This is a genomic window from Nonomuraea sp. GTA35, assembly GCF_041950525.1.
Lineage (GTDB): Bacteria > Actinomycetota > Actinomycetes > Streptosporangiales > Streptosporangiaceae > Nonomuraea.
On sequence record NZ_JBGNUV010000009.1, the window covers coordinates 333285 to 359067 of the forward strand.

Annotated in this window: 21 protein-coding genes, 2 pseudogenes and 2 riboswitches; of the genes and pseudogenes, 6 read left to right on the forward strand and 17 right to left on the reverse strand. The window is 69.2% G+C overall.

Annotated elements, in window-relative coordinates; translation table 11 throughout:
* Positions 1-119: 119 nt before the first annotated feature.
* The 6 genes and pseudogenes from ACBJ32_RS35905 to ACBJ32_RS35930 form a co-directional block, all read right to left on the reverse strand.
* Positions 120-2621: an ATP-dependent Clp protease ATP-binding subunit gene (locus ACBJ32_RS35905; RefSeq protein WP_253755193.1), complete on the reverse strand. Its 2502-nt coding sequence runs from the start codon at positions 2619-2621 to the stop codon at positions 120-122.
* A 564-nt stretch (positions 2622-3185) separates the two neighbouring features.
* Positions 3186-3623: pseudogene (locus tag ACBJ32_RS35910) on the reverse strand (Clp protease N-terminal domain-containing protein); the annotation flags it as partial.
* Positions 3624-4508: 885 nt separating this feature from the next.
* Positions 4509-4841, reverse strand: a complete 333-nt coding sequence (locus tag ACBJ32_RS35915) for an Lsr2 family protein (RefSeq protein WP_106243615.1) — start codon at positions 4839-4841, stop codon at positions 4509-4511.
* A gap of 515 nt (positions 4842-5356) precedes the next feature.
* Positions 5357-5845, reverse strand: a complete 489-nt coding sequence (locus ACBJ32_RS35920; protein WP_375130529.1) for an RDD family protein — start codon at positions 5843-5845, stop codon at positions 5357-5359.
* Positions 5846-5957: 112 nt separating this feature from the next.
* Complete coding sequence (locus ACBJ32_RS35925) at positions 5958-7529, reverse strand: RDD family protein (protein ID WP_375130530.1); 1572 nt, start codon at positions 7527-7529, stop codon at positions 5958-5960.
* Between the two features lie 85 nt (positions 7530-7614).
* Positions 7615-8196 carry an amino-acid N-acetyltransferase gene (locus ACBJ32_RS35930; RefSeq protein WP_185111568.1) on the reverse strand — a complete coding sequence of 194 codons (582 nt, stop codon included), beginning with the start codon at positions 8194-8196 and terminating at the stop codon, positions 7615-7617.
* 266 nt (positions 8197-8462) lie between these two features.
* Positions 8463-8614: riboswitch (cyclic di-AMP (ydaO/yuaA leader) on the forward strand.
* 6 nt (positions 8615-8620) lie between these two features.
* On the opposite strand from ACBJ32_RS35930, the gene ACBJ32_RS35935 reads away from it, so the two are divergent.
* Positions 8621-9667: an NlpC/P60 family protein gene (locus ACBJ32_RS35935; protein WP_375130635.1), complete on the forward strand. Its 1047-nt coding sequence runs from the start codon at positions 8621-8623 to the stop codon at positions 9665-9667.
* A gap of 31 nt (positions 9668-9698) precedes the next feature.
* On the opposite strand, the gene ACBJ32_RS35940 is transcribed toward ACBJ32_RS35935, so the two are convergent.
* On the reverse strand, positions 9699-9911 hold the full coding sequence (locus ACBJ32_RS35940) for a LuxR C-terminal-related transcriptional regulator (protein ID WP_043615366.1): 213 nt from the start codon (positions 9909-9911) through the stop codon (positions 9699-9701).
* A gap of 501 nt (positions 9912-10412) precedes the next feature.
* Between ACBJ32_RS35940 and ACBJ32_RS35945 the strand changes: the two genes are divergently transcribed.
* Complete coding sequence (locus ACBJ32_RS35945; protein WP_375130531.1) at positions 10413-11294, forward strand: cytochrome P450; 882 nt, start codon at positions 10413-10415, stop codon at positions 11292-11294.
* A 5-nt stretch (positions 11295-11299) separates the two neighbouring features.
* Here the strand turns inward: ACBJ32_RS35945 and lysX are convergent, their stop codons facing one another.
* Positions 11300-12781, reverse strand: a complete 1482-nt coding sequence (gene lysX / locus ACBJ32_RS35950; protein ID WP_375130532.1) for a bifunctional lysylphosphatidylglycerol synthetase/lysine--tRNA ligase LysX — start codon at positions 12779-12781, stop codon at positions 11300-11302.
* Between the two features lie 158 nt (positions 12782-12939).
* On the opposite strand from lysX, the gene ACBJ32_RS35955 reads away from it, so the two are divergent.
* Entirely contained in the window at positions 12940-13410 is a 471-nt protein-coding gene (locus ACBJ32_RS35955) for a hypothetical protein (protein ID WP_375130533.1), read from the forward strand.
* Positions 13411-13458: 48 nt separating this feature from the next.
* Here the strand turns inward: ACBJ32_RS35955 and ACBJ32_RS35960 are convergent, their stop codons facing one another.
* The 6 genes from ACBJ32_RS35960 to ACBJ32_RS35985 form a co-directional block, all read right to left on the reverse strand.
* The gene (locus ACBJ32_RS35960; protein ID WP_375130534.1) at positions 13459-14241 is read right to left on the reverse strand and encodes a type III pantothenate kinase; all 783 of its coding nucleotides are present in this window, start codon (positions 14239-14241) and stop codon (positions 13459-13461) included.
* 3 nt (positions 14242-14244) lie between these two features.
* Positions 14245-16770: an L-aspartate oxidase gene (locus tag ACBJ32_RS35965; protein ID WP_375130535.1), complete on the reverse strand. Its 2526-nt coding sequence runs from the start codon at positions 16768-16770 to the stop codon at positions 14245-14247.
* A gap of 110 nt (positions 16771-16880) precedes the next feature.
* Positions 16881-17387: a DUF6624 domain-containing protein gene (locus ACBJ32_RS35970; protein ID WP_375130536.1), complete on the reverse strand. Its 507-nt coding sequence runs from the start codon at positions 17385-17387 to the stop codon at positions 16881-16883.
* 20 nt (positions 17388-17407) lie between these two features.
* Positions 17408-18244 (reverse strand): pantoate--beta-alanine ligase, encoded by an 837-nt coding sequence (panC, locus tag ACBJ32_RS35975; RefSeq protein WP_357881120.1) that lies wholly within the window; start codon positions 18242-18244, stop codon positions 17408-17410.
* A 22-nt stretch (positions 18245-18266) separates the two neighbouring features.
* Complete coding sequence (locus tag ACBJ32_RS35980; protein WP_375130537.1) at positions 18267-19157, reverse strand: Rossmann-like and DUF2520 domain-containing protein; 891 nt, start codon at positions 19155-19157, stop codon at positions 18267-18269.
* A 310-nt stretch (positions 19158-19467) separates the two neighbouring features.
* Complete coding sequence (locus ACBJ32_RS35985) at positions 19468-19698, reverse strand: chaplin family protein (RefSeq protein ID WP_375130538.1); 231 nt, start codon at positions 19696-19698, stop codon at positions 19468-19470.
* A 190-nt stretch (positions 19699-19888) separates the two neighbouring features.
* Between ACBJ32_RS35985 and ACBJ32_RS35990 the strand changes: the two genes are divergently transcribed.
* Positions 19889-20851: an SAM-dependent methyltransferase gene (locus tag ACBJ32_RS35990; RefSeq protein WP_375130539.1), complete on the forward strand. Its 963-nt coding sequence runs from the start codon at positions 19889-19891 to the stop codon at positions 20849-20851.
* On the opposite strand, the gene ACBJ32_RS35995 is transcribed toward ACBJ32_RS35990, so the two are convergent.
* Both ACBJ32_RS35995 and ACBJ32_RS36000 read right to left on the reverse strand, forming a co-directional pair.
* Positions 20835-21998, reverse strand: a complete 1164-nt coding sequence (locus ACBJ32_RS35995) for a cytochrome P450 (RefSeq protein ID WP_375130540.1) — start codon at positions 21996-21998, stop codon at positions 20835-20837. The two genes, ACBJ32_RS35990 and ACBJ32_RS35995, sit on opposite strands and share 17 nt — an antisense overlap.
* Before the next feature lie 29 nt (positions 21999-22027).
* Complete coding sequence (locus ACBJ32_RS36000; protein WP_375130541.1) at positions 22028-22771, reverse strand: TerC family protein; 744 nt, start codon at positions 22769-22771, stop codon at positions 22028-22030.
* A gap of 121 nt (positions 22772-22892) precedes the next feature.
* Positions 22893-23008: riboswitch (SAM riboswitch) on the forward strand.
* A gap of 45 nt (positions 23009-23053) precedes the next feature.
* On the opposite strand from ACBJ32_RS36000, the gene ACBJ32_RS36005 reads away from it, so the two are divergent.
* Positions 23054-24343 (forward strand): aminotransferase class V-fold PLP-dependent enzyme, encoded by a 1290-nt coding sequence (locus ACBJ32_RS36005; RefSeq protein WP_375130542.1) that lies wholly within the window; start codon positions 23054-23056, stop codon positions 24341-24343.
* 6 nt (positions 24344-24349) lie between these two features.
* Here ACBJ32_RS36005 and ACBJ32_RS36010 read toward each other — a convergent pair whose 3' ends face one another.
* Positions 24350-25027 (reverse strand): DoxX family protein, encoded by a 678-nt coding sequence (locus ACBJ32_RS36010; protein WP_357881098.1) that lies wholly within the window; start codon positions 25025-25027, stop codon positions 24350-24352.
* A 123-nt stretch (positions 25028-25150) separates the two neighbouring features.
* On the opposite strand from ACBJ32_RS36010, the pseudogene ACBJ32_RS36015 reads away from it, so the two are divergent.
* Positions 25151-25783: pseudogene (locus ACBJ32_RS36015) on the forward strand (NADH-quinone oxidoreductase subunit D); the annotation flags it as partial.

Consider the following 25783-nt stretch of genomic DNA (forward strand, 5'->3'; position numbering starts at 1 on the left):
CTTCCCGTCATGGACGGTCACGACCCGTTGCCTCGCGGTCCCGCCCGTATCACCCTTCTGACATGCGGAAAGCCCCCGCGCGAGGCATCCTCGCGCGGGGGCTTCCGTCAGACCCAGGGTCAGTTCTGGATCGGAGCGGCGATCGCGGCAGCCGAGTCCGGGATCTTCGAGGCGGTCTCGCCCTTGAAGATGAACTTGGCGTTGTCGCCCTCGCCCTCGATCGTCACCTTCACGACCTGGCCGGGCCGGAGTTCGCCGTAGAGGATCTTCTCCGACAGCGAGTCCTCCAGCTCGCGCTGGATCGTACGCCGCAGCGGCCGGGCACCCATGACCGGGTCGTAACCGCGGTCGGCGAGCAGCTGCTTGGCCTCGGGCGAAACCTCGAGCCCCATGTCGCGGTCCTTCAGCCTGGCATCCACCTGAGCGAGCATCAGATCCACGATCTTGATGATCTCGTTCGGCGTCAGCTGGTGGAAGACCACGATGTCATCGACACGGTTGAGGAACTCGGGCCGGAAGTGCTGCTTGAGCTCCTCCTGCACCTTCGCCTTCATCCGCTCGTAGTTGGACTCGGTGTCGTTGGACTTCGCGAACCCGACCCCGATGCCCTTGGAGATGTCCCGGGTACCGAGGTTGGTGGTCATGATGATGACCGTGTTCTTGAAGTCGACCACCCGGCCCTGGGCGTCGGTCAGACGACCGTCCTCCAGGATCTGCAGCAGCGAGTTGAAGATGTCCGGGTGAGCCTTCTCGATCTCGTCGAACAGCACCACGGAGAACGGCTTGCGCCGCACCTTCTCGGTGAGCTGACCACCCTCCTCGTAACCGACGTAACCGGGAGGCGAACCGAACAGCCTGGAGACGGTGTGCTTCTCCATGAACTCCGACATGTCCAGACTGATCAGCGCATCCTCGTCACCGAAGAGGAACTCCGCCAGAGCCTTGGACAGCTCGGTCTTACCGACCCCCGAGGGACCGGCGAAGATGAACGAACCACCGGGACGACGCGGGTCCTTCAGCCCGGCGCGCGTACGCCGGATCGAACGCGACAGACCCTTGATGGCGTCGTCCTGACCGATGATCCGCTTGTGGAGCTCGTCCTCCATGCGCAGCAGACGCTGCGACTCCTCCTCGGTCAGCTTGAAGACCGGGATACCGGTGGCGGTCGCCAGGACCTCGGCGATCAGCTCCTGGGTGACCTCGGCCACGACGTCCATGTCGCCGGCCTTCCACTCCTTCTCCCGCCGCTCGCGCTTGAGCTGGAGCTGCTTCTCCTGGTCGCGGAGGGCAGCGGCCTTCTCGAAGTCCTGCGCGTCGATCGCGGACTCCTTGTCGCGACGGACGTTGGCGATCTTCTCGTCGTACTCGCGCAGGTCCGGCGGCGCGGTCATCCTGCGGATACGCATCCGGGAACCGGCCTCGTCGATGAGGTCGATCGCCTTGTCGGGCAGGTAGCGGTCGCTGATGTAGCGGTCGGCCAGCTGCGCGGCGGCGACCAGCGCGTCGTCGGTGATGGACACGCGGTGGTGCGCCTCGTAGCGGTCGCGCAGACCCTTGAGGATCTCGATCGTGTGGCTGAGTGAGGGCTCGGCCACCTGGATCGGCTGGAAGCGCCGCTCCAGCGCCGCGTCCTTCTCCAGGTACTTGCGGTACTCGTCGAGCGTGGTCGCGCCGATCGTCTGCAGCTCGCCGCGGGCCAGCATCGGCTTGAGGATGCTGGCGGCGTCGATCGCGCCCTCCGCGGCGCCCGCACCCACGAGCGTGTGCAGCTCGTCGATGAACAGGATGATGTCGCCGCGCGTGCGGATCTCCTTGAGCACCTTCTTCAGGCGCTCCTCGAAGTCACCGCGGTAACGGGAGCCGGCGACCAGGGCGCCGAGGTCAAGCGTGTAGAGCTGCTTGTCCTTCAGCGTCTCGGGCACCTCGCCCCTGACGATCTTCTGCGACAGGCCCTCGACGACGGCGGTCTTGCCGACGCCGGGCTCGCCGATGAGAACGGGGTTGTTCTTGGTCCTGCGGGACAGGACCTGCATGACCCGCTCGATCTCCTTCTCGCGGCCGATCACCGGATCCAGCTTGCCCTCGCGGGCGGCCTGGGTCAGGTTACGGCCGAACTGGTCGAGCACCAGGGAGGTCGACGGGGCCGACTCCTGCGGACCGCCCGCCGCGGCCGGCTCCTTGCCCTGGTAACCGTGGAGCAACTGGATGACCTGCTGCCGGACACGGTTGAGATCAGCTCCAAGCTTGACCAGCACCTGGGCCGCCACACCCTCACCCTCGCGGATGAGCCCGAGCAGGATGTGCTCGGTGCCGATGTAGTTGTGACCCAGCTGCAAAGCCTCACGGAGCGACAGCTCGAGGACCTTCTTGGCCCGCGGGGTGAACGGAATGTGCCCCGACGGAGCCGACTGGCCCTGGCCGATGATCTCCTCGACCTGCTGGCGCACACCCTCAAGGCTGATGCCGAGGCTCTCCAGAGCCTTGGCGGCCACGCCCTCACCTTCATGGATCAAACCAAGAAGAATGTGCTCAGTGCCGATGTAGTTGTGGTTGAGCATCCTGGCCTCTTCTTGGGCCAGGACGACAACACGCCTCGCTCGGTCGGTGAACCTCTCGAACATCTCGTCGCTCCTCACAGAGCGGTCAGTCAGGCCGGTAAATCCGGTCCCGTCCTCCCGCATGCTAGCCCTGGCTCGGCGAACCGTGCCCACTGCCGCTGACACGCTCTATAACAGAGACGTTCCCCGAGAGCAGGGCGTTCACCCTCCATCCAACTACTGTTCGGGGGTGACGTGTTCCCGATACGCCGCAAGCGAACGATGTTTAGGACGCTCACGAAAGCGGCGGTGAATGGCCGCCCGCGACGCATGCGGACCCACACGGATCGTCCATCGGACGCCTGGCGCGGAGCCGGCGCGGGGACGCCGTTTCCGCCCCTGCATCTGGAGATGCCGCGTCCGTATCTATTACGCAATCATCTTATGTCGCGGCTCGATACAAGACCAAGCGGGCCCGCTACGCCCTGAGCACAACGCGGCACACACCGCTCAAGGGCCGGGACCCGGCACTTTCCCCGGTCCGCGACGGAGATCCGGCGCTGCCCCACGCTCGGGGGCCAAGACCCGGCACTCCCCCACGCTGGGGGGCCAAGACCCGGCACGTCGCGGCGCTCAGGAGCGAGGGGCCCGGTACTTCTCGAGGAGTGCGTCCACGGCCTGACGGACCCCGTCGGGGTCGGCGCCGAGCTTGACCAGCGCCTGGACCGCCGTGCCCGTACCCTCGCGGACGATCCCGAGCAGCAGGTGCTCGGTGCCGATGTAGTCGAGGCCCCGGTCCGCGGACTCCTGGCCGGCCAGTTGCAGGGCCCGGCTCGCCCGCGCCGTGAACGGCAGGTGCCCCTGCGCGGCCGACTCGCCGCGGCCGACGAGCTCCACGACCTGCCGGCGCGCACCCTCCAGGCCGATGCCGAAGCCCTCCAGGGCCTTGGCGGCCACGGCCTCGCCCTCGCGGATCATGCCGAGCAGCAGGTGCTCGGTGCCGATGTGGTGGTGGTCGAGCGCCCTGGCCTCTTCCTGGGACAGGACGAGGATCTTCCGCGCCCGGTCGGTGAACCTCTCGAACAACTCGCCGCTCCTCACATTGCAGTCGGACAGACCGGTCAATGCGCTCCATCCTTCCGCATGCCGGTGATCGGGCGACAATTCACGATCTTGACGGCGTAGGGCCCCTGTCGGCCTCGAGCACGCATCCCGCACAGACGGTAATCACTAATCCGCCATCCGGTCAGCCCGGTTACCGGACGGTATCCGCGCCATAGCCGCCCTTCCCCCGCATGACAGCCGAGCCGCGGGCATTCCCGCTACTCTCTCCCGCACTCGCGGGTACGCGGAATCCGAATCCCGTACCCGCGCAGGATGGCGGCATTGCGGGAGTGGATGACGACCAGATGCGGCATTGTGTGAGGGATGCTCGCACTTGCCGCTTATGCCCGGCTCGCCGCAGCGGGCTTGCCGGTAATCCGGAGCACGCCACATCCGCGCAGGGACAGGGTTTTCGGCGGCGGCGGGTCTGCCCGAGCCCGGCTTAAGCGTTACAGCGAGTGAAGAGCGAGCGCCACGGCTTTTTCACGTGGCCCGTTCCACGGGGGCGGCATGCGAAGCGCTCGATGCGACGGGCTACAACCTCCGCGCGAACCTCAATGCCCGCCGCACAAGCCAATGTGGGCGGCCGCCGCCCAGTTCGTACGCGCCCGGCGTACGTCGAATGAGGCATGGCCGCCCCACACGGCATTCGCGCCCGCCGCCATCACTTATGCCGGCACCGCCGGTCAAACGGTGCCGCGGACGGGGCCGGAACGCGTGCGCCCAAAACGCCCACATATGGGCGCCTCAGGAGATCATCTTCCGGAACGTCCCGCATTCGGGAGCGCCACGGAAACGATCATGCGCTTATGGCGGCCGCCGGGGTCCGAGGCGAGCATCATAAGCGCATGGTCGGGAGCCGGCACCTTAGTGGGCGGCTTCGTACTTCTCCACGACGGTGGAGGCGATGCGGCCGCGCTCGCTGACCGGCAGGCCGTGAGCCTTGGCCCACTGCCGGATCTCGGAGCTCTTCTCGCGGCTCATCGCACGGTTGCCGCCCCGGCCGCGCCGGCGCGTGGACACGGCGCCCGCCCTGCGCGCATGCTGCACGAAAGGCGTCAGAGCGTCCCTCAGCTTCTTCGCGTTAAGGTCGCTGAGGTCAATCTCATAGGTGGAGCCGTCAATAGCGAAGCTGACCGTCTCATTGGCCTCGCCCCCATCGAGGTCATCGATGAGAATCTCCTGGATCTGCTTGGCCATGTACGCAATCCTTTCGCGGAGCATTGTTTCATTCGCCTGCCCAAACATATACCCGGAAAGGCGTGGAGACAATTCAGCGCTACGGGGATTCGGCTGACTAGCCGATCAGTTCTGGCTCTCGGGCTGATCCTCGCGGTTTCGCCGGCCTCCCAGCGCCTCGGACCGGACCAGCTTCACTACGCCAAAGATGAAGGCGCCACCCACCACGACCGGGGGGATGAGCGCTGACAATACGTCTGTTAGGGCTTCCATTCGTCCTCGCCTCCACGGCTTGCGGGGTTTCGGGGGCGCATTAAGCGCTGGGAGCGTGACCACGGGGAGCCTGGCCCCCTCATGCACACCCAGGGCGGCAACCACCCGCAACCGACCATAGCGCCACACAGATACCCTGCGTGCCGCAGGGGCGCCAACATCCGGCAACCCGGACGCCCCATAGCCTAATGCCAGTCTCTCCAGGCTCCTTACCGGATCAACCGAAAATTTTGCGAAAAGGCATCGCCCCAGGTACGGGTAGCTCAGCGAAGATCTTTTACCACCCTCGTTCCCGCTGCCCGGTCATGCGGGCCCCGCTCCAGGGGCTTGTCCATCAGGATGAGCAGCCCCACCCCGAACAGCAGCATTCCGGCCACGAGATTGACGACCGGAATGCCCATGAGCATGATCGGGGCGGGATAGACCAGGGTCCGCCTGAGCAGAACCCGGGACGGCAGCCCCTCCGGGGACAGGCGAATCCTCATGATCGCCTTACCGAAGGTCCGCCCGCGCCGGGAATGCGCCCACCAGTCGTAGCCCGCATAAGCCAGGCCGGCCACCAGCCACGCCAAGACCCCCGGCAGCCGGCCGCCGAAGACCTCGGCCATCCCGACAGTCCGGAAGATGCCCCACAGCGCGATGAACAGAATGTAATAGAAGACCCCGAAGACGAGTGCTTCAATCAGCCGGGCGCCGAGGCGTTCCCACCATTCGGCGGGCAGCACGTCCGTCCGCGGTGCCGTCCCGGCCATAACTGCCACCTCGCGTCGTCGGGGGCTCGGGTCGCCAACTAATTCTGGTACAGGTCCACACACAAAACATAGGGGCCGGCGAGGCCGGCCCCTATGTCGCGTCTCCGGAAGACTACTTGATCTTCACCACCACCGTCTTCGCGAACTTGTCCGCGAAGGTCTGCTGCAGCGGCTTGTCCCACAGCTGCGAGGCACCGTTCAGCCCGTACGCGACGGCGGAGAGCAGAGGGCCGACCAGGGGGACCCAGTAGACGATGTAGCCGCCCACCGTGACGAGCGCCCGCTTGAGCGAGACGTCGTTGGGCAGGCCCTCCGGCGGGACGGGGCCGCCGACCTGAGCGACCTTGATGCCCATGACCATCTTGCCGACCGTCTGGCCCTTCAGCTTGACCAGGAGGAAGTCGTAGGCCACGTAGATCAGGGTCACGACGATCGCGACGGCCAGGTAGTACAGCAACCCGAACGTCAGCCCGGACGTGAGCCCGGTGATCGAGCTGTAGGACGGGTACAGCGGGGTGAGGGCGAGCGACACCACCCACATCACGACGCCGAAGATCACACCGTCGATGATCCTCGCCACCAGGCGCTGCCACCACTCGGCCAGCGGCGCCGGCGCCCCGGGAGGCTGCACGCCGACCGGCTGGCCGTAGGGCTGCCCGTAGCCGGGCTGCTGGCCGTAGCCGCCCTGCCCGTACTGCTGCGGCTGCTGCCCGTAGCCCTGCTGGCCGTACTGCTGCTGGTCGCCGTACTGCTGCTGGCCGTAACCGGGCTGGGCGTAGCCGGGCTGGGACTGCTGCTGCTGTCCATATCCCTGCTGGCCGTAGCCCTGCTGCTGACCGTACTGGCCCTGCTGGCCGTAGTCGGGCTGCGACTGCTGCTGCTGACCGTAGTCCGGCTGGGACTGCTGCTGCTGGCCGTAAGCGGCCTGCTGACCGTAGTCGGGCTGCGACGGGGCCTGCTGACCGTACTGCGCCTGCTGGCCGTAGTCGGGCTGCGACGGGGCCTGCTGCCCGTAGGCGGCCTGCTGACCGTAGTCCGGCTGGGACTGCTGCTGCTGGCCGTAAGCGGCCTGCTGCCCGTAGCCGGGCTGCGACGGGGGCTGCTGGGCGTAGCCGGGCTGCTGGCCCGACTGCGGCTGCTGGCCGTAGCCGGGCTGCTGGCCGTAGCCCTGCTGGTCGCCGTACTGCTGCTGGCCGTAACCCGGCTGGGACTGCTGCTGCTGTCCGTAGCCCTGCTGCTGGCCGTATTGGGGCTGCTGGCCCGACTGGGGTTGCTGGCCGTAGCCCTGCTGCTGACCGTACTGCTGCTGGTCGTATTGCTGCCCGTAGCCCTGCTGCTGGCCGTAGTCGGGCTGGGACTGCTGTTGCTGGCCGTAGCCCTGCTGCTGACCGTACTGCTGCTGGTCGTATTGCTGTCCGTAGCCCTGCTGGCCGTAGCCCTGCTGCTGGCCGTGCTGGGGTTGGCCATAGCCCTGCTGCTGGCCGTAACCCTGCTGGCCGTAACCCTGCTGCTGGCCGTACTGGGGTTGCTGGCCGTAGGCGTCGTCCGCCCGGTAGCCGACCACAGTCACGTCCGGGTCGGGCTCGCCAGGGTGGCGGCCCGTGTTCTGCTGCCCGTAAGGGGTGCCGGGCGCGGAATTCTCGCCGGATTCGTCCTGCGGATACGGCGGCTGTCCGGTGCTCACCGTGTCACCTCGCTTCGAGTGCGCATGTGGCACGTGTCAGGACACATGCCTGTGCTGCCCAACGTATCGACATAGGTATCAACAATCACCTTTCCATCTGGTCAAGGTCTGCGTCACCCGATGTCAGATGGAGCAGCATGCGGGTGTTGCCCAGGGTGTTCGGTTTGACGTGTTCCAGGTCGAGGAACTCCGCCACACCCTCGTCGTACGAGGCCAGCAGCTCGGCGTAGACCTCGGGAGAGACCGGCGTGCCCTGAATCGGGCGGAAGCCGTGCCTCGCGAAGAAGTCCACCTCAAAAGTCAGACAGAATACACGTCGCAGACCCAGATCCTTCGCGTGCTGTATCAGCGCCGAGACGATCCGATGGCCGACGCCCATGCCGCGGCACTCCGGATCCACCGCCACGGTGCGGACCTCCGCGAGATCCTCCCACAGCACGTGGAGCGCACCGCAGCCGACGACCTGCCCGCCCCGCTCGGCCACCCAGAACTCCTGTACGTCCTCGTACAGGGTGACCGTGGCCTTCTCCAGGAGCCGAGGACCTGCGCCCGCGTAGGTGTCGACCAGCCGCCTGACCGTCCGGACGTCGGGCGTGCGGGCACGCCGGACCACCACCGCGGTCTCGGGCCCGGTCTCGGACGTTGCCAGTTCGGCCACCTGCTCCATGGCCCTCCAGAGTACAGATGTCATTACGGCTCAGACTTAACTCCCATCTCTGGGCCCATCCTGTTACATGTGGTGGCCATATGAGCACGCTCCCCACATCCGGCTGAAGCAGCAACGAAGGGGACATAAAGTCCGATCAGCACAGTCAGGCACGAGATCACCTTGTGACCCTTCGGTTGTGAAACCTCTATGAACTCGGCAGTTCCGGTTGAGCACGAACTCGGAGTGCATTAGTGTCCAGCGACGATGTTCCCCGCGTGTCGCGCGCGAGGAACACGCCCAATCCCCGCGAGGGGAGCCGGGGACCCACCGGCGGCGACCCCCATCGCCCGCCGCCAGGGGTGAATCCGAGTCGTTCGGTAGGGCTGCTCCGGCCCGAACCCGTCAGCTAACCCGGTAGGCGTCGAGGAAGGGAGCTTGGTTGGTGAAGCGCACGCGCAACGGCGGGGAGAAGACGGCGGGCAAGCACGCGCGCCCTCAGGAACGGCTCCGGCGATCACGCCGCCTCGGCGGTGTGGTGAGTCTCACAGTCGCGGCGCTCCTGATCGCCATTCCCGTCGGCCCGGCGTCCGCGGACCCCAAGCCTTCACTCCAGGACCTGGCCAAGCAGGTCGAGAAGATGCACAACGAGATCGAGACGCTGACCGAGGAGTACAACGGCCAGCGCGAGAAGCTCAAGACCGCCAAGAAGGCCGCCGACGCGGCGCGGAAGACGCTGGCGACCAGTGAGGCCGAGCTCGAGGCCAAGCGTACGGAGGTCGCGCTGCTGGCCCAGAACGCGTACATGACCGGCGGGCTGAACCGGATGCTGGCGTTCGCCACCGCCGGCGACCCCGACTCCTTCCTCGACCGCGCCGCCACCATGGACGTGCTGGAGCAGCAGCAGGGCGCGGAGGTCAACCAGGTCACCCAGGCCAGGGAGGCCGCCGAGCGCGCCAGGGCCGGCGCCCAGGCACGCATCGACGAGGTCCAGGAGATCGTCTCCGAGCTCGACACCAAGCGCGACAAGATCACCAAGCTGGTCACCAAGGTCGAGAGCAACCTGTTCAGGCGGGCGCTGGGCGAGGCCGGCCGTCCCGGCACGCGGGCGCAGCGCGTCAACCTGCCGATCGTTGGCAGCGGCAAGGCCGCCCAGGCCGCGCGGTGGGCGCTCACGCAGCAGCTCAAGCCGTACGTCTGGGGCGCCGAGGGCCCCAGCTCCTACGACTGCTCGGGCCTGGTCATGGCCGCCTACCAGAAGGTCGGCATCTCCCTGCCGCACTACACCGGCAGCCAGTGGACCGCCGGCAGGCACATCTCACGCGAGGAGATGCGCCCCGGCGACCTGGTGTTCTTCTACAGCGACCTGCACCACGTGGGCATCTACCTGGGCGGCGGCATGATGGTGCACGCGCCGCAGACCGGTGACGTCGTACGGATCGCCTCGATCGCCAACAGGCCGTTCGCCGGCGCGGTACGCATCGCCGACTGACCCCGGACCCCCTTCCCCTGGCCGCTCGCCGCTAGATCAGCTGGCGGCGGGCCGCCCATGCCACGGCCTCGATCGCCGTGGCGACACCGATGCGGTCGCAGATGCCACGTAGTCTCCTGCGCACTGTGCGCCCGCTGATGTCCAGCCGTCTGCCCACCCGGTCGACCGTGACCCCCTTGGCCAGCTCCGCGAGCAATGCAAGATCCGCATGGCTCAGCTCAACACCTTCAGTGAGCACATCCATCGGGAGCCCTCCCCCCCAACAGCTGACTTGGGCCTCTTCACCGGGCCGAAGTCGCTCCTCGCAGACGGTAAACGCATCCTGGAAAGGTCGTCAAGCATTACAATCGCCGCGCTTGACCAGCACTATTGACATGATCCGAAATATGTGACCTACTCGCGATATGTCGGCGCCGATCAGTCCAGGATGAGCGATCTCATGGGGCCTCCCGGTGCTCCGGATCCGGCGGCTCTGAGCCCGGCTGATGTCCTGGGTTTTGATCCGTTCGATCGGGGATTTCTGCATGATCCTTACTCCCGCTATCGGGAGCTGAGCGCGCGTGGCGCCCTCTTCCGTACGCGCGGGGGTCTGCTCGTCGCCACCACGCACGAGCTGTGCACGACCCTGCTCCGCGACCCGCGCTTCGGCCGCGGCTCCGGCAGGCAGAACGGCGCCGACCCAGGTCAGCCCGTTGCATCGTTCCTATGGCTGGATCCACCGGACCACACGAGGCTGCGTGCCCTGGTGAGCAGGGCGTTCACCCCGCGCATGATCGAACGGCTCCGCCCGCGCGTCGAGGAGATCGCCGCGTCGCTGATCCGCGCGCTGCCCGACGAGGCCGACCTCGTGTCGGGGCTCGCCTACCCGCTGCCGGTCATGGTGATCAGCGAGATGCTCGGGGTGCCTCCAGAGGACCACGAACGCTTTCGCGGCTGGAGCGAGAAGCTTGCCCGCGGCCTTGACCCGATGCTTACAGAAGGCCTCTTATCGGAAACCGGGCGGGCCAGAAGGGAGTTCGGCGACTACTTCCGCGAGCTCGCCGCGATCAGGCGGGAGCGGCCCGGTGACGACCTCCTGAGCGCGCTGACAGGCGTGCGGGAGCTCACCGAGGCCGAGCTCCTGGCCACCTGTGTGCTCCTGCTCGTGGCCGGCCACGAGACGACCGTCAACCTCATCGCCAACGGCGTCCTGGCCCTGCTCCGGCACGGGCTGCTGGCGCAGGCGGCGCGGCGGCCCAGGGAAGTGGTGGAGGAGGTGCTCCGGTACGACCCGCCGGTGCAGCTCACCGTCAGGGTCGCGCTGGAGGACGTGTCGCTGGGCGGGACGCCGGTGCCGAAGGGCACGCCGGTGATGGCCGTGATAGGCGCGGCCAATCGTGACCCGGCGGTCTTTCCCGATCCTGGCCGCTTCGACGTGACCCGCTCGCCGGAGCGGCACCTCGCCTTCGGGCTGGGGATCCACTTCTGCCTCGGGGCCACGCTGGCGCGGATGGAGGGCGAGATCGCGCTGTCGGCCCTCGCCTCGGCGGCGCCCCGGCTGGAGCTGGCCGAGCCCGCGCCGCCGTACAAGGAGAACGTGGTGCTGCGCGGGCTCGCCTCGCTGCCGGTGCGGCTGCGGCGCTCCTGACCGGCCTATTGGGTGGGCTTGACGAGCGGGAACAGGATGGTCTCGCGGATGTTCCTGCCGGTGAAGGCCATGATCAGCCGGTCGATGCCCGCGCCCATGCCTCCGGTGGGCGGCATGGCGTACTCCAGCGCCTGGAGGAAGTCCTCGTCGAGCTGCATGGCCTCCGGGTCGCCCCCGGCGGCCAGCATGGACTGCTCCACGAGGCGGCGGCGCTGGTCGATCGGGTCGTTGAGCTCCGAGAAGGCGGTGCCCAGCTCGGTGCCGAAGCCGATCAGGTCCCACTTCTCGGTCAGCAGCGGGTTGTCGCGGTGCACGCGGGCCAGCGGGGAGGTCTCCAGCGGGTAGTCCATGACGAACGTGGGCTGGATCAGCGTGTGCTCCACCAGCTCCTCGAACAGCTCCTGGACGAGCTTGCCCGGGCCCCACTTCGGATCCCAGTGGATCTCGCGCCGGTCGGCGATCTTGCGCAGCTCCTCCAGGGTGGTGGAGGTGGTGATCTCCTCGCCCACCGCCTCGGAGACCAGGTGGTAGAGCGGGATGCGGGGCCACTGCGCACCGCCGAGGTCGACCTCCGCGCCGTCGTGCACGACCACCGTGCCGTCCAGCGCGGCCAGGGCGGCACGCTGGATCATTCGCTGGGTCAGGTCGGCCATGTCGTGGTAATCGAGGTACGTCCCGTAGGCCTCGATCATCGTGAACTCGGGGTTGTGCGTGGAGTCCGCGCCCTCGTTGCGGAAGGTCCGGCTGATCTCGAAGACCTTCTCGATGCCGCCCACCACGAGCCGCTTGAGGTAGAGCTCGATCGCGATGCGAAGGTAGAGCTCCATGTCGTAGGCGTTGATGTGGGTCTTGAACGGCCGGGCCGCGGCGCCGCCGTGGATCGGCTGCAACATCGGCGTCTCGACCTCGAGGTAACCCTCCTCGTGCCAGAAGTCGCGCACCGCGCGCACCGTGGCACTGCGCAGCCGGGCCATCTTCCTGGCCTCGTCGTTGACGATGAGGTCGACGTAACGCTGGCGGACCCGCGCCTCGGGGTCGGTGAGGCCGATGTGCTTCTCCGGCAGCGGGCGCAGGCACTTGGCGGTGATCTGCCAGCTGTCGGCGAGGATGGACAGCTCGCCGCGGCGGGAGGTGATCACCTCGCCGATCACGCCGACGTGGTCACCCAGGTCGACGTCGCGCTTCCAGCTCGCCAGCGACTCCTCGCCCACCTTGTCGAGCGAGATCATCACCTGCAGATCGGCGCCGCCGTCGCGGATCGTGGCGAAGCAGAGCTTGCCGCCCACGCGGTTGAGCATGACGCGCCCGACCACGGCGACCTGGTCGCCGGTCGCGGTGTCGGGCTCCAGGCCCTGGTATTTCTCCCTGACCTCGGCGTTGGTCGCCGTGCGTGGGAAATTCACCGGGTAAGGATCGACGCCCTCGCTGCGAAGGCGGTCGAGCTTCTCCCTCCGGATGCGCATCTGCTCGGGAAGTTCGTCGCTCACAACAACAAAGAGTAGGGGATATGGCGAACTGCAAGGGCTCGTCGGCCCCCTGCAGGGTCGCTGAAGGAGCGCTGCAAGAGCCCCGGTTTACAACTTCCTTACGAGCTCGGGGGGGAGCCGGTAGGGAACCGGCCCATGGGGAGCTCGAGGAGACAAAGATGTTCAAGAAGATCGCGACCGGTCTCGCCGCTGTCGCCGCGACCACCGCTGTGGCCCTGTCGCTGCCGGCTTCGGCCCAGGCGAGCTCGTACGACTACTCCGAGGACTGGGGCCCCGCCTACGCCAAGCACGGCCTGGCCAAGGCGCAGGGCTGGGTCGGCGTCGACTGGGACCACCACGGCGACTCGAACGTGGTCAAGGTCAGGGGCAAGCTGTTCGATCTGGACGACCGCAGCTACGAAGAGGGCGGCAAGTGCGCGTACGTCCAGTTCCAGGCCAGCGACTTCGACCACGAATGGTCCCCGGTCTACGCCAAGAAGTACTGCGGCTACCCCGGCTACAAGAAGTTCGGCTTCCAGGAGCACGACGTCTACAGCCTGCGGGCGAAGGTCTGCCAGATCAGCCCGCACGGGGGTTACCCGAAGAAGTGCGGTCCCTGGGAGTACCTCTACACCGCCGAGGGCGAGTGACCTAGAAAAGGGAACGGCCCCCGCGTCGCGCGGGGGCCGTTTCCTTTCTCATGAGGCGTTGCGGTGGTAGACCAGCCGGAGCCCGATGAGGGTGAGCCACGGCTCGTGCACGTCGATCGAGCGCGACTCGCCCACCACCAGGGCGGCGTGCCCGCCGGTGGCCACGACGGTGACCTCGTCGGGATCGTCGGCCAGTTCCGCCGCCATGCGCTCGACGATGCCGTCCACCTGGCCGGCGAAACCGTAGATGATGCCCGCCTGCAGCGCCTCGACGGTGTTCTTGGCGATCACCGAACGCGGCCTGACCAGCTCGACCTTGTGGAGCTGCGCGCCGGCGGCGGCCAGCGCGTCCACGGAGATCTCGATGCCGGGGGCGGTGACGGCGCCGACGTACTCGCCCTTGGCCGAGACCGCGTCGAAGGAGGTCGCGGTGCCGAAGTCGACGATGACGCAGGGGCCGCCGTACTGGTCGATGGCGGCCAGCGCGTTCACGATGCGGTCGCTGCCGACCTCCTTGGGGTTGTCCATGCGTACGGGCACCCCGGTGCGGATGCCCGGCTCCACGATCACCGCGGTCACGTCGCCGTAGTAGCGGCGGCACATCTCGCGCATCTCGTTCAGCACGCTCGGCACGGTGGAGCAGATGGCGATGCCGTCAACGTCGGCCCCCTTGAGCAGCGGCGACTGGGCCAGCAAACCCTGGAGCACGACAGCGATCTCGTCGGCGGTGCGGCGGGCGTCGGTGGCCAGCCTCCAGTGCTCGATGACGTCCTCGCCCTCGAACAGGCCCAGCACCGTGTGCGTGTTGCCGACGTCGATCGTGAGCAGCATCAATTACCCCCGCAGATCCAGTGCGATGTCAAGGGCCGGCGCTGAGTGCGTTAGCGCTCCCACCGCAAGGTAGTCGACGCCAGTTTCCGCCACATCACGGGCCGATTCCAAGGTCAATCCCCCACTCGCTTCAAGCGCAACCCTATTTTTCGCCCGATTTTTCACGAAATGTACGGCACGAGCTGTGTCCTCGACCGTGAAGTTGTCCAGCAGGATCAGCTCGGCGCCCTCGTCCAGAACCGGGTCGAGCTGGTCGAGCCGGTCGATCTCCACCTCGATCGGCAGATCCGGGTACCGCTCCCTGACCGCCCGGAACGCCTCGGCCACGCCCCCGGCAGCCACCACGTGATTGTCCTTGATCAGCGCGGCGTCCGACAGGGACATCCGGTGGTTGACCCCGCCCCCGCAGCGGACCGCGTACTTCTCCAGGGCCCGCAGCCCCGGCAGCGTCTTGCGGCTGTCGCGCACGCGGGCCGCGGTGCCGCTGATCGCCTCGACCCAGCGGCCGGTCAGCGTGGCCACCCCGGACAGGTGCGTGAGCAGGTTGAGCGCGGTGCGCTCGGCCGTCAGCAGGGCCCGCACCGGGCCCTCGACGGTCATCAGCACGTCGCCCGCCCTCACCTGCTCGCCGTCCTTGGCCACCCGCTCGGCGCGGGCCGCGCCCAGCCGCACGAACACCGCCTCGGCCACCGCCAGCCCGGCCACCACGCCGTCCTTGCGGGCCACCACGTCGGCCACCGAGCGCTGGCCGGCCGGGATGGTGGCCAGGCTCGTGACGTCGCCCGCCTCCTGCAGGTCCTCGGCGAGCGCCCGGTCGATCAGCGCGTCCACCTCGGCCGGGTCCAGCCCGGCGGCGGTCAGCTCGTGCGCCAGGCGCGGCGGCATCGCATCGCCGTGCGGTGTGTACGTCATGCGCGGGCCCTCCTCCGTCAGGGTCACGTCCAGGTGACCCAGCCATTCGTTGTCGTCGCGGGTGTCGTGATCCTCGCGCCAGTGCGAACCGCGCGTCTCCAGCCGGGCCGCCGCCGCGCCGGTGAGGACGGTGGCGACGGTGAGCAGGTTCGTGGCCTCCCAGGACTCGGTGCACGCGGGCACCTGGACCGGGGTCCAGCGGGCGTCGCGCAGCGCCCTGGCCGTGGTGATCAGCGACTCGCGGCTGCGCAGCACGCTCGCCCCGGTGCTCATGTGGGCCTGGATCCTGGGCCTGACCCTCGGGTCCACCAGCCCCTCCGCGGCGCTGCCCGGCACCGGCTCCCCTGGCGCGGGCCGTACGGCGTGGATGTCCTCGGCGATGCGCTCGGCGAAGACCAGCCCTTCGAGCAGGGAGTTGGAGGCCAGCCGGTTCGCGCCGTGCACGCCCGTGCAGGCGACCTCGCCGCAGGCGTACAGGCCGTCGATGGAGGTGCGGCCGTGCAGGTCCGTACGGACGCCTCCGCTGGCGTAGTGGGCGGCCGGTGAGACGGGGATCGGCTGCGTGGCCGGGTCGATGCCGTGCTCGCGGCAGACCGCGTAGATCGTCGGGAAGCGGGACTCCCACTTGTCGCGGCCGAAGTGCCGGCCGTCCAGGTACACGTGGTCGCGCCCCGTCTCGCGCATCACCCGCAGGATGGCCTTGGCCACGACGTCGCGCGGCGCCAGGTCGGCCAGCTCGTGCACCTGCGCCATGAACCTGTTGCCCTCGTGGTCGGTCAGGAAGGCCCCCTCGCCCCTGACCGCCTCCGAGATCAGCGGCTGCTGGCCCTTCGAGCCCTCGCCGAGCCACAACACGGTGGGGTGGAACTGCACGAACTCGATGTCCCGCACCACGGCCCCGGCCCGCAGGGCCAGCGCCACGCCGTCGCCCGTGGAGACGGTGGGGTTGGTGGTGGCCGCGTAGACCTGGCCCATCCCGCCGGTGGCGAGCACCACCGCCCGGGCGCGCACCGCGCCCACGCCGTCACGCGCGCCCTCGCCCATGACGTGCAGCGTCACGCCCCTGGCCCGGCCTCTGGCGTCCTTGAGCAGGTCGAGCACCAGCGCGTGCTCGATCACCTCGATCCGGCTCGCCCTGACCGCCTCGACGAGCGCCCGCTGCACCTCGGCGCCCGTGGCGTCGCCGCCGGCGTGCACGATCCGGTGCCGCCGGTGCCCGCCTTCCCTGGTGAGCTGGAGCTCCCCCTCGGGCGTCCGGTCGAAGCGGGCTCCCCGCGCCATGAGCCGCCGCACCGCGCCGGGCCCCTCGGTCACGAGCGTGCGCACCGCCCGCGCGTCGCACAGGCCCACCCCGGCGATCAGGGTGTCGTTCAGGTGCTCGTCAGGGGTGTCGTGCGGGTCGAGCACGGCCGCGATGCCGCCCTGGGCCCAGCGGGTGGAGCCGGCCGACAGCACGTCCTTGGTGACGACCAGGACCTTGGCCGCCGGCTCCAGCTCCGCGTAGCGCAGGGCCACGGTCAGTCCCGCGACGCCGGAGCCCACGACGACCACGTCCGCCTCGACGGTCCAGCCGGGCTCCGGCGCGGTCAGACGCAGGGGAATCACCGGTGCGCTCATGGGGGTCTCCTCACTGGGGCAATCTCGTCAGCATGACGATAATCCCTGGAGTAGTGATTTCGTCAACATGACGATAACGCCTGGGGCGACGTGAACATGCCCCGGGGTGCTCAGTGACTCCCGCTCTTCCTGATGAACGCCTCGTACTCGGCGAACGGCTCCAGCCCCACGGCCCTGCGCCGCTCGTCCAGCAGCTCCAGATCCTCGATCGGCATGGGCTCCAGGCCGTCCGCGCCGTCGTGGAACTGGGTGCCGTAGAGCTGGGGACGGCCGGAGCGCACGCGTACGCGGTCCACCAGGTACGCGAAGTCGCGCGGCGAGGCCTCGTCCGACTCCACGGCGTCGGCCATCAGCTCGCGGAACAGCCGCTGCACGTCACGGGAGGTCGCGTGCTGCGCGAGCAGCCAGGCCGCCCGCGCCGCCCGCTCCCCCACCTGGGAGATCAACGGCCAGCCGCGGGTGGCGACGACGGAGTAGAGCCAGGCCGTGTTGCCCTCGTCGAGCCGCTGCAGGCGCGCGAGCCTCTTGTCGCCGGGAGAGCCCTTGGCCGGGTCGCGCATGGCCTGGTCCATCTCCACACGCCGGAGCAGCTCGTCCCTCAGCTCCTCATCCGTCATGCTCCCGACGGTAATCCGCCTCAGGCGGGATTCAAGGTGATGGTGACGTTGTCGATCAGCCGCGTGGAGCCGACCGTGGCCGCCACCGCGAGCACGGCCATGCCCTCGAAGCTCTCGTCCACCTCCGTGAACGTGGCCGGATCGACCAGGGCCAGGTAGTCGACGTCGAGCTCGGGGCCGGCCTCGTCGAGCACCGCGCGCGCGGTCCGCCGGACCTCGGCCGGGGTGAGCTGGGCCGCGCCCGCCCGCAGGGCCCGCGACAGCGCCAGCGCCACCCGCCGGTCGTCGCCGGACAGGTAGCGGTTGCGGCTGGACAGGGCCAGGCCGTCGGACTCGCGCACGGTCGGCGAGCCCAGGATCTCGATCGGCAGGTCGAGGTCGGCGACCATGCGGCGGATCAGGGCGAGCTGCTGGGCGTCCTTCTGGCCGAACACCGCCAGGTCGGGCTGCACCAGGTTGAACAGCTTCAGCACGACCGTGAGCACGCCGTCGAAGTGCCCCGGCCTGAAGGCTCCCTCGACGATGCGGCCCATCTCGCCGGCGGAGACGCTCACCTGGCGGTCGGGCGGGTACATGTCCTCGGCCGCCGGGTGGAAGACGACGTCCACGTCCTCGGCCCGGCACACATCAAGATCGGCGTCAAATGTACGTGGATATCGCGAAAAATCCTCATTAGGACCGAATTGGAGGGGATTGACGAAGATGCTGACCACGACCTGATCGGCCCGCACCCGAGCCTGCCTGATCAGCGACCGGTGGCCCTCGTGGAGCGCGCCCATGGTCGGCACCAGCGCCACCGTGCCTCCACGGCGCGCCTTGACCAGGTCTTCCCGGCCCCTGGCGACGATCAGCTCCATAACAGCCCTCCCAACGCGACGGTCAGGTCCATATATTGCCCCCCAGCGCGTCGAGCAGCCGCTCCGCCTCCTCCGGTTTGAGCAACCCCGCAGCCAGCGCCCGGTCCGCGGTGAGCCTGGCCAGCGCGACGTAGGCGTCGGCCGCCTCCGGAGCGGCCAGGATCAGCGCGTCGACGTGCTTGCGCACGGTGCCCGCGTCGCCGCGGACGACGGGGCCGGTCAGCCCGGCGATGCCCAGCCGCAGCACGTTGTCGAGGGCCGCGCCCAGCAGCGGGCCCAGCATGCGGCCGGGATGATCGACCCCGATGCCCCGCAGCAGGTCGGAGGACTCGGCGATGAGCGTGACCATGTGGTTGGCCGCGTTGGCCAGGGCCGCGTGGTAGAGCGGGCGGTCGGCGTCGGCGATCCACACCGGCTCGCCGCCCATCTCGATCACCAGGGCCTCGGCGACGGGCCGCAGCACCTCGGGGGCGGTGACGCCGTAGGAGATGCCGGTCAGCTTGTTGAGGTCGTCGTCCCTGCCGGTGAACGTCATCACCGGGTGCAGCGCGAGCGGCAGCGCCCCGGCCTCGGCGGCCGGATCGAGCACGGACAGCCCGTACGCCCCGCTGGTGTGCACCAGCATCTTGCCCCGGAGGTCGGCGCCGGTGCCGGCCAGCCCGCTGACGAGGTGCGGCAGCGCGTCGTCGGGCACGGTGAGCAGGACGAGCTGGGCCGCCGCCACCACCTCGTCGGGCCGGGACGGCTTGACGCCGAGGCGCTCGGCCGCCCATCGCTGCGAGTTGTCGGACACACCGCTGGCGGCCACGACCCTGTGCCCGGCCTGCGCCAACGCGGCGCCGAGAGCCGAGCCGACCTTGCCCGCCCCGAGCACGCCGACGGTCAGCCGTGCCGGGCGATCCCCTGCGTCCATGACGTCTCACCCCTGTCGACCGTGATGGCACTGCCGACCAGCGTAACGGCCTCTCCGAGTGACGAGCGTGACCGGTGTTTTGCCGCGCGTTGAGTTATTCGCAAATGCGACAAGGGCATACAAAACGTGCACCCCCTGTCGGAAGAGATGAGGAGAGGGGTTCATCGCATGGCAGCGGGCGCCGAGTCCCGGATCGAGGCCCGACGCCCGCGCGATGCGACCTCTTGGAGGTGCGCCGGCCGGTCATCCGCCGACTGACCGGCCGGGGGACGAGCCCGGGCCGACCTGCGTCGGCCCGGGCTCTTTCCCATCAGTAGTGGTGAGGCGCGTGCACGCCGGCGCCGCCCTTGCAACCGGCGACCGCGACGCCGATGACGGCCACGGCGTTGCCGCAGATGTTGATCGGGGCGGTGATCGGGGCGACCACCTGGTTGCCGGAGATCACACCGCCGCCGCCGTCGGTGATGATGTCGGCGTGCGCCGGGACGGCCAGCGACATCATGGCGACGGCTCCGGTGACGACCAGGACCTTCTTCAGCATGAGGGCTCCTCTCGGTTTCGCGGCACGGAGCCGCGGGTGCATGTTCGGGAGCGATCGGGATCGGCCAATTGGGGGTTGGCCGAACGCGACCACTCGGTGACAATGGGTAAACGCTACCGCAAGCTCACGACCTTGAGTAGTCAAACGATGACGGTGCGTGTCTGTCGCGAGTCATGAGATAGTCCAGGGCATGTGGCTCACCTGGCGCGTCGCAACGGAGCGCGCGCTGTACGGCGAGGAGGGTTTCTACCTCCGCGAACGCCCGTCGGGCCACTTCCGCACCTCGGTCAGCGCCTCGGCGGCCTTCGCCGAGGCGGTGCTGGGGCTGCTCGCGGAGGTGGACGCGGAGCTGGGCGAACCAGACGTGCTCGATCTGGTCGACATCGGCGCGGGCGAGGGCTTGCTGGTCACGCAGGTGCTGGAGGCGGCCGGGCCACGGCTGCGCGATCGGCTGCGCGTCACGGCCGTGGATCTCTCACCCAGACCGGCGGGGCTGCCCGAGCGGATCGAGTGGTCGCCGAGCCTGCCGACGGAGATCACCGGGCTGGCCATCGCCAACGAGTGGCTGGACAACGTGCCGCTCGACGTGGCCGAGCAGACCCCCGAGGGGCCGCGGCTGGTCATGGTCGACGTGCACACGGGCGAGGAGCGCATCGGCGGCCCCCTGCGGCCGGCCGACCGGAGCTGGCTGGAGCGGTGGTGGCCGCTCGATCGGGTGGGCTCGCGGGCCGAGATCGGGCGTCCCCGCGACGAGGCGTGGGCCTCGGTTCTGGTACGCCTCACCAGGGGCCGGGCGATCGCCATCGATTATGCACACCCTGTGGACAACCGGCCGCTGCACGGCACGCTGACCGGGTACCGCGACGGGGCGGTCGTCACCCCCGTACCCGACGGGACCTGCGACATCACCGCGCACGTCGCGCTCGACGCGTGCGCGGAGGCCGGGCGGCGGGCCGGTGCGATATCCACAACCTTGTCCACACAGCGGGAGGCGCTGCGGAAGCTGGGGCTCACCGGTGAGCGGCCGCCGCTGGAGCTGGCCCGCACCGATCCGCGCGGCTACCTCCGGGCCCTCGCCAGGGCCTCGGAGGAGGGCGAGCTGATCGACGCGTCGGGGCTCGGCGGCTTCGGCTGGCTCAGCCAGTCGCGGTGAGCTCCAGCGCGTGCAAGCCGCGGATCACGTAGCCCGGCTTCCAGGTGGGCTCCTGCCGCAGCTCCAGCGTGGCCGCCCGGTCGAGCAGCGCGCCGAACGACTCCATCAGCTCGATCCTGGCCAGCGGCGCGCCCAGGCAGAAGTGGATCCCGGCGCCGAAGGAGATGTGCGGGTTGTCGGCGCGGCCCACGTCGAGCCGGTCCGGGTCCTCGAACACGGCCGGGTCCCTGTTCGCCGAGCCGAACAGCAGCGCCACCTCCGAGCCGCGCGGGATCTTCACCCCGTGCACCTCGATGTCCTCCAGCACCCAGCGCTCGAACATCTGCAGCGGCGTGTCCCAGCGCATCAGCTCCTCGACGGCCGTGGGCAGCAGGGAGCGGTCGGCGCGCAGCCTGGCCAGCTCGCCGGGGTTCCTGAACAGGGACCACCAGCCGTTGCCCGTCACGTTCACGGTGGCCTCGTGGCCGGCGTTGAGCAGCAGGACGCAGGTGCCGACCAGCTCGTCCTCGGTCAGCTCGTCGATCTGGGCGAGCGCGCTGACGAGGTCGTCGCCGGGGCTCCTGCGGCGCTGGGCGGCCAGCGCCTTGAGGTAGCCGGCGAACTCCGAGGCCGCGCGGACCGCGGTGTGCTGGGCCTCGGGCGACGGGTTGAGCTCGTACATGCCGCAGATGTCGGCGGACCAGGGGCGCAGCAGGTGGCGGTCATGGTCGGGGATGCCGAGCATCTCCGCGATCACGGTGACCGGGAGCGGCTCGGCGACCTCGGCGATCAGGTCACCGCCGCCCTTGTCCACGTACGCGTCCACCAGGCTCCCGGCCATGGCCCGGACGCGGGGGCGCAGCGACTCGACCATGCGGGGCGTGAACGCCCTGGAGACCAGCCGGCGCAACCTGGTGTGCACCGGCGGCTCCACGTCCAGCATGCCCGCCCTGATCACGCGCCAGAACGGCTCCTGGAACTCCGGCTCCGCCGGCCTGCCGAACTCCTCGTGGGTGGCCACGTGCAGGTAGGAGCGGCCCAGCCGGCGGTCTCTGAGCAGCGCGTTCACGTCGGCGTGCCGCGCGATGAGCCACTGGCCCGTCGGCTCGAAGTAGCTGACGGGCGCCTGGCGCCTCAGCTCGTCGTAGACCCGGTACGGGTATGCCACGAAATCCGGATTCCAAGGATCAAAGGCCACTATTTCATCTTAGGAGTGACATCCTCCTGCTTGGGGTGCCTGCCACGCATCCGGATGTTGAGCAGCTCCACGATGACCGAGAAGGCCATCGCGAAGTAGATGTAGCCCTTCGGGATGTGCTGGTCGAGGCCCTCGGCGACGAGCACCACGCCGATCAGCACCAGGAACGCCAGCGCCAGCATCTTGATCGTCGGGTGCTGGTCCACGAACCTGCTGATCGGCCCGGAGGCGAACAGCATCACCGCCACCGCCACCACGACGGCCGCGATCATCACGCCGAGCTCGTCCACCATGCCGACGGCCGTGATGACGGAGTCCAGCGAGAACACGATGTCCAGCACCATGATCTGCGCGATCACCGAGGCGAACGAGGCCGCGGCGGCCTGCTTGCCGTCCTTGCCGGAGGGGCCCTCCATGCTGTGGTGGATCTCCGTGACGCTCTTGCCCAGCAGGAACAGGCCGCCGAGCAGCAGGATCAGGTCCCGTCCCGATATCTCGTGGCCGAGGACGGAGAACAGCGGCTCGGTGAGCTGGACCACCCACGACAGGCCGAGCAGCAGGAGCAGCCGGCTGATGAGAGCCGCGGCCAGGCCGAGCACCCGGGCCCGGTCCCGTTGTTCAGGGGGTAGCTTGCCGGCCAGGATGGAGATGAAGATGATGTTGTCGATCCCGAGCACGATCTCCAGGGCGACAAGGGTGAAGAAGCCGATCCAGATGTTCGGGTCGGTCACCCAATCCAACATCTGCTCACCTCCATGACTCAGGGGGACTTGACGGGGGTTTCCCGGTAGCAACGAGTCATGGGCGGCAATAGTTCGCGGTCTTGCGTTTCCTCCCCGGCTGTCGGTTATAGTTCCGGACGTAGGTCATGAGTGCCAGCGACAAGCCCCGGCTAGCTGGCCGGCAACCCTCGCGTCCGCGGCGGGGTGCCCCGGGTGAGGACCTGGTCCGCCACGAGGTGTGGCGGGCAAGCGCGGGCTCTGTGGCTGCTCCCAGGGGTCCGATGACCCTGCAGGAGGCATGCCGTGTCCACGCTGACGATCTTCAACTCCGCCCGTGACGCCGCCACGACCGCTCCGGACGCCTCGGCGGGCCGGCCGATCCCCGCCGTGCTCGGTGCCGATCTGGAGGTGCCCGTCAAGGGCGGCAGGCTCGTGGGGTACGCCAACCTGGACTACGCCGCCAGCGCACCCTGTCTGGAGCCGGTCAGCGCCGCCGTCGCCGCCGCGCTCCCGGCCTACTCCAGCGTCCACCGCGGCGCCGGCTACGCCTCGCAGCTCACCACCGCCAGGTACGAGCAGGCCCGCCACACGGTCAGGGCGTTCGTCGGCGCCCGCCCCGACGATGCCGTGATCTTCACCCGCAACACCACCGACGCCACGAACCTGCTGGCCGGCTGCCTGCCGGAAGGCACCACCACCGTGGTCTTCGACACCGAGCACCACGCCTCGCTGCTGCCCTGGCCCGAGGCCGTACGGCTGGCGCCGCCCGCCTTCCCCGGCGAGGCCGTGCGCGCCGCCGACGAGGCGCTGGCCGGGATCGACGGGCCGAAGCTGCTCGTGGTCACCGCCGCCTCCAACGTGACCGGCGAGCTGTGGCCGATCGCCGCCCTGGCCCACATCGCGCACCGGCACGGGGCCCGCATCCTGGTGGACGCGGCGCAGCTCGTACCGCATCGCAAGCTCAACCTGACCGCGCTCGACCTGGACTACGTGGCCTTCTCCGGGCACAAGCTGTACGCGCCGTTCGGCGCGGGGGTGCTGGTCGGGCGCCGGGACTGGCTGGCCGAGGGGGAGCCGTACCTCAAGGGCGGGGGCGCGGTGCGCGCGGTCGGGGACGACGTCGAGTGGCACGACGACCCCGAGCCGCGGCACGAGGCGGGCACCCCGAACGTGCTGGGCGCCATCGCCCTGGCCGCCGCCTGCGACGCGCTGACCGCCACCGGGTGGACGGAGCTGGTGCGCGAGGAGGAGCGGCTGATCGCCCGGCTGCGGGCCGGGCTCGCCGCGATCACGGGGGTACGGGAGCTGTCGCTGTGGGGGGACGATCACCCGCGGGTCGGCATCGTGTCGTTCACCGTGGCCGGGTACTCGGCTCGCGAGGTCGCCGAGGCGCTGTCCGGCGAGTACGGCATCGGGGTGCGTGACGGCAAGTTCTGCGCGCACCCCTTCGTGCGGCATCTCCTGGGCACCGCCGACGGCGGGTGCGAGGACGGCACCGCGTCGGCGGTGCGGGCCTCGATCGGGATCGGCACCACGCAGGAGCACGTGGACCGGCTGGTCGAGGCCGTGCGCGACCTCGTCGCCCGCCTCTAGGCCTCTCTACCCGTTCGGCGGCTTGCGGTGCTGGGGCGGCTCGTCGGAGACGAGCGCGTCGATCTCCCGCATGTCCTCGTCGTTGAGCCTGCCCGAGCTGGGCGCGGCCGGCTGCCGGGGCACCTCGGGCGTCTCGCCGGGCGCGGGTGTGGGCGTCGTGGGGCCGCCGGCGGTCGTCGTGCCCGCCACCCCGCCTGCCATCGTGCCTGCGGTGGTCGCCCTGCCGCCCGGCCCGTACGCCGTCAGCTCCTCCTCAGCCGCGCGCCGGTCGGCACGCCTGCGGAACATCGCGCCGAAGATGGCGTCCAGTCCGATCCGGCCGCCGCCCAGCGCCAGGAACAGCAGGCTGAGCGCGGCAAGGGCACCCGCCAGCTCCCAGCCGCCCTCACCGACCATCACGCCCTTGGTGCCGTGCACGAACGCGATCGCACCGAGCATGTTGATCAGCAACAGCAGCGCCACCGGGCGTACCAGCAGGCCGAGGATCAGGAAGATGCCGCCTACGGTCTCGACGACGGTCGCGAACCCGGCGGCCAGCTCGGGCATCGGGATCCCCATCTCCCTGAAACCCTGTGTGGTGGCGCCTAGCCCGCTCTGCCACTTCTGCCAGCCGTGCGCCACGAAGATCACGCCGGTCGCGACGCGCGCGATCAGTGCCGCGACATCAAAGAGAACTCTCTTCATGGTGTTTTCTCCCCCCGTTCCCGGTATTCCTCCCCATGTCCGGCTTCACGATGCGTTTCCATACCATGTCTTGACTGTCCCCCCCGCTGGATCATCCCCAGGCCGAGTGGCAGCATGGCCCGTATGACGGAACGTGTGGTCGGAATCGGCGCGGGCGCGAAAGAGCTGGCCACGGAGGACATGATCCTCAACATCGGCCCCCAGCACCCGTCCACCCACGGCGTGCTCAGGCTCCGGCTGACGCTCGACGGCGAGCGCATCGCCACCGCCGAGCCGATCATCGGCTACATGCACCGGGGCGCGGAGAAGCTGTTCGAGGTGCGCGACTACCGTCAGATCATCATGCTGGCCAACCGGCACGACTGGCTGTCGGGCTTCGCCAACGAGCTGGGCGTGGTGATCGCCGCCGAGCGCATGCTGGGCATGGAGCCGCCGGTGCGGGCCGTGTGGGCGCGCACGCTGCTGGCCGAGCTCAACCGGGCGCTCAACCACCTGATGTTCCTCGGCTCCTACCCCCTCGAACTGGGCGCGATGACGCCGCTGTTCTACTCCTTCAACGAGCGCGAGCGCATCCAGGCCGTGATGGAGGAGATCTCCGGCGGGCGCATGCACTACATGTTCAACCGGGTCGGCGGGCTGAAGGAGGACCTGCCGTACGGCTGGCTCGACCGCGTCTCCGCCACCGTCGCGCAGACCCGCAGCCGGGTCCCCGACATCGAGAACCTCATCCTGCACAACGAGATCTTCATCGCCCGC

Excerpts from the sequence above, each read along its gene's own strand:
- ACBJ32_RS35905 (WP_253755193.1), bottom strand. The coding sequence starts at position 2,621 with ATGTTCGAGAGGTTCACCGACCGAGCGAGGCGTGTTGTCGTCCTGGCC.
- ACBJ32_RS35915 (WP_106243615.1), bottom strand. The coding sequence starts at position 4,841 with ATGGCCAAGCAGATCCAGGAGATTCTCATCGATGACCTCGATGGGGGC.
- ACBJ32_RS35920 (WP_375130529.1), bottom strand. The coding sequence starts at position 5,845 with ATGGCCGGGACGGCACCGCGGACGGACGTGCTGCCCGCCGAATGGTGG.
- ACBJ32_RS35930 (WP_185111568.1), bottom strand. The coding sequence starts at position 8,196 with ATGGAGCAGGTGGCCGAACTGGCAACGTCCGAGACCGGGCCCGAGACC.
- ACBJ32_RS35940 (WP_043615366.1), bottom strand. The coding sequence starts at position 9,911 with ATGGATGTGCTCACTGAAGGTGTTGAGCTGAGCCATGCGGATCTTGCA.
- ACBJ32_RS35955 (WP_375130533.1), top strand. The coding sequence starts at position 12,940 with ATGTTCAAGAAGATCGCGACCGGTCTCGCCGCTGTCGCCGCGACCACC.
- ACBJ32_RS35960 (WP_375130534.1), bottom strand. The coding sequence starts at position 14,241 with ATGCTGCTCACGATCGACGTCGGCAACACGCACACGGTGCTGGGCCTG.
- ACBJ32_RS35965 (WP_375130535.1), bottom strand. The coding sequence starts at position 16,770 with ATGAGCGCACCGGTGATTCCCCTGCGTCTGACCGCGCCGGAGCCCGGC.
- ACBJ32_RS35970 (WP_375130536.1), bottom strand. The coding sequence starts at position 17,387 with ATGACGGATGAGGAGCTGAGGGACGAGCTGCTCCGGCGTGTGGAGATG.
- panC (WP_357881120.1), bottom strand. The coding sequence starts at position 18,244 with ATGGAGCTGATCGTCGCCAGGGGCCGGGAAGACCTGGTCAAGGCGCGC.
- ACBJ32_RS35980 (WP_375130537.1), bottom strand. The coding sequence starts at position 19,157 with ATGGACGCAGGGGATCGCCCGGCACGGCTGACCGTCGGCGTGCTCGGG.
- ACBJ32_RS35985 (WP_375130538.1), bottom strand. The coding sequence starts at position 19,698 with ATGCTGAAGAAGGTCCTGGTCGTCACCGGAGCCGTCGCCATGATGTCG.
- ACBJ32_RS35990 (WP_375130539.1), top strand. The coding sequence starts at position 19,889 with ATGTGGCTCACCTGGCGCGTCGCAACGGAGCGCGCGCTGTACGGCGAG.
- ACBJ32_RS36000 (WP_375130541.1), bottom strand. The coding sequence starts at position 22,771 with ATGTTGGATTGGGTGACCGACCCGAACATCTGGATCGGCTTCTTCACC.
- ACBJ32_RS36010 (WP_357881098.1), bottom strand. The coding sequence starts at position 25,027 with ATGAAGAGAGTTCTCTTTGATGTCGCGGCACTGATCGCGCGCGTCGCG.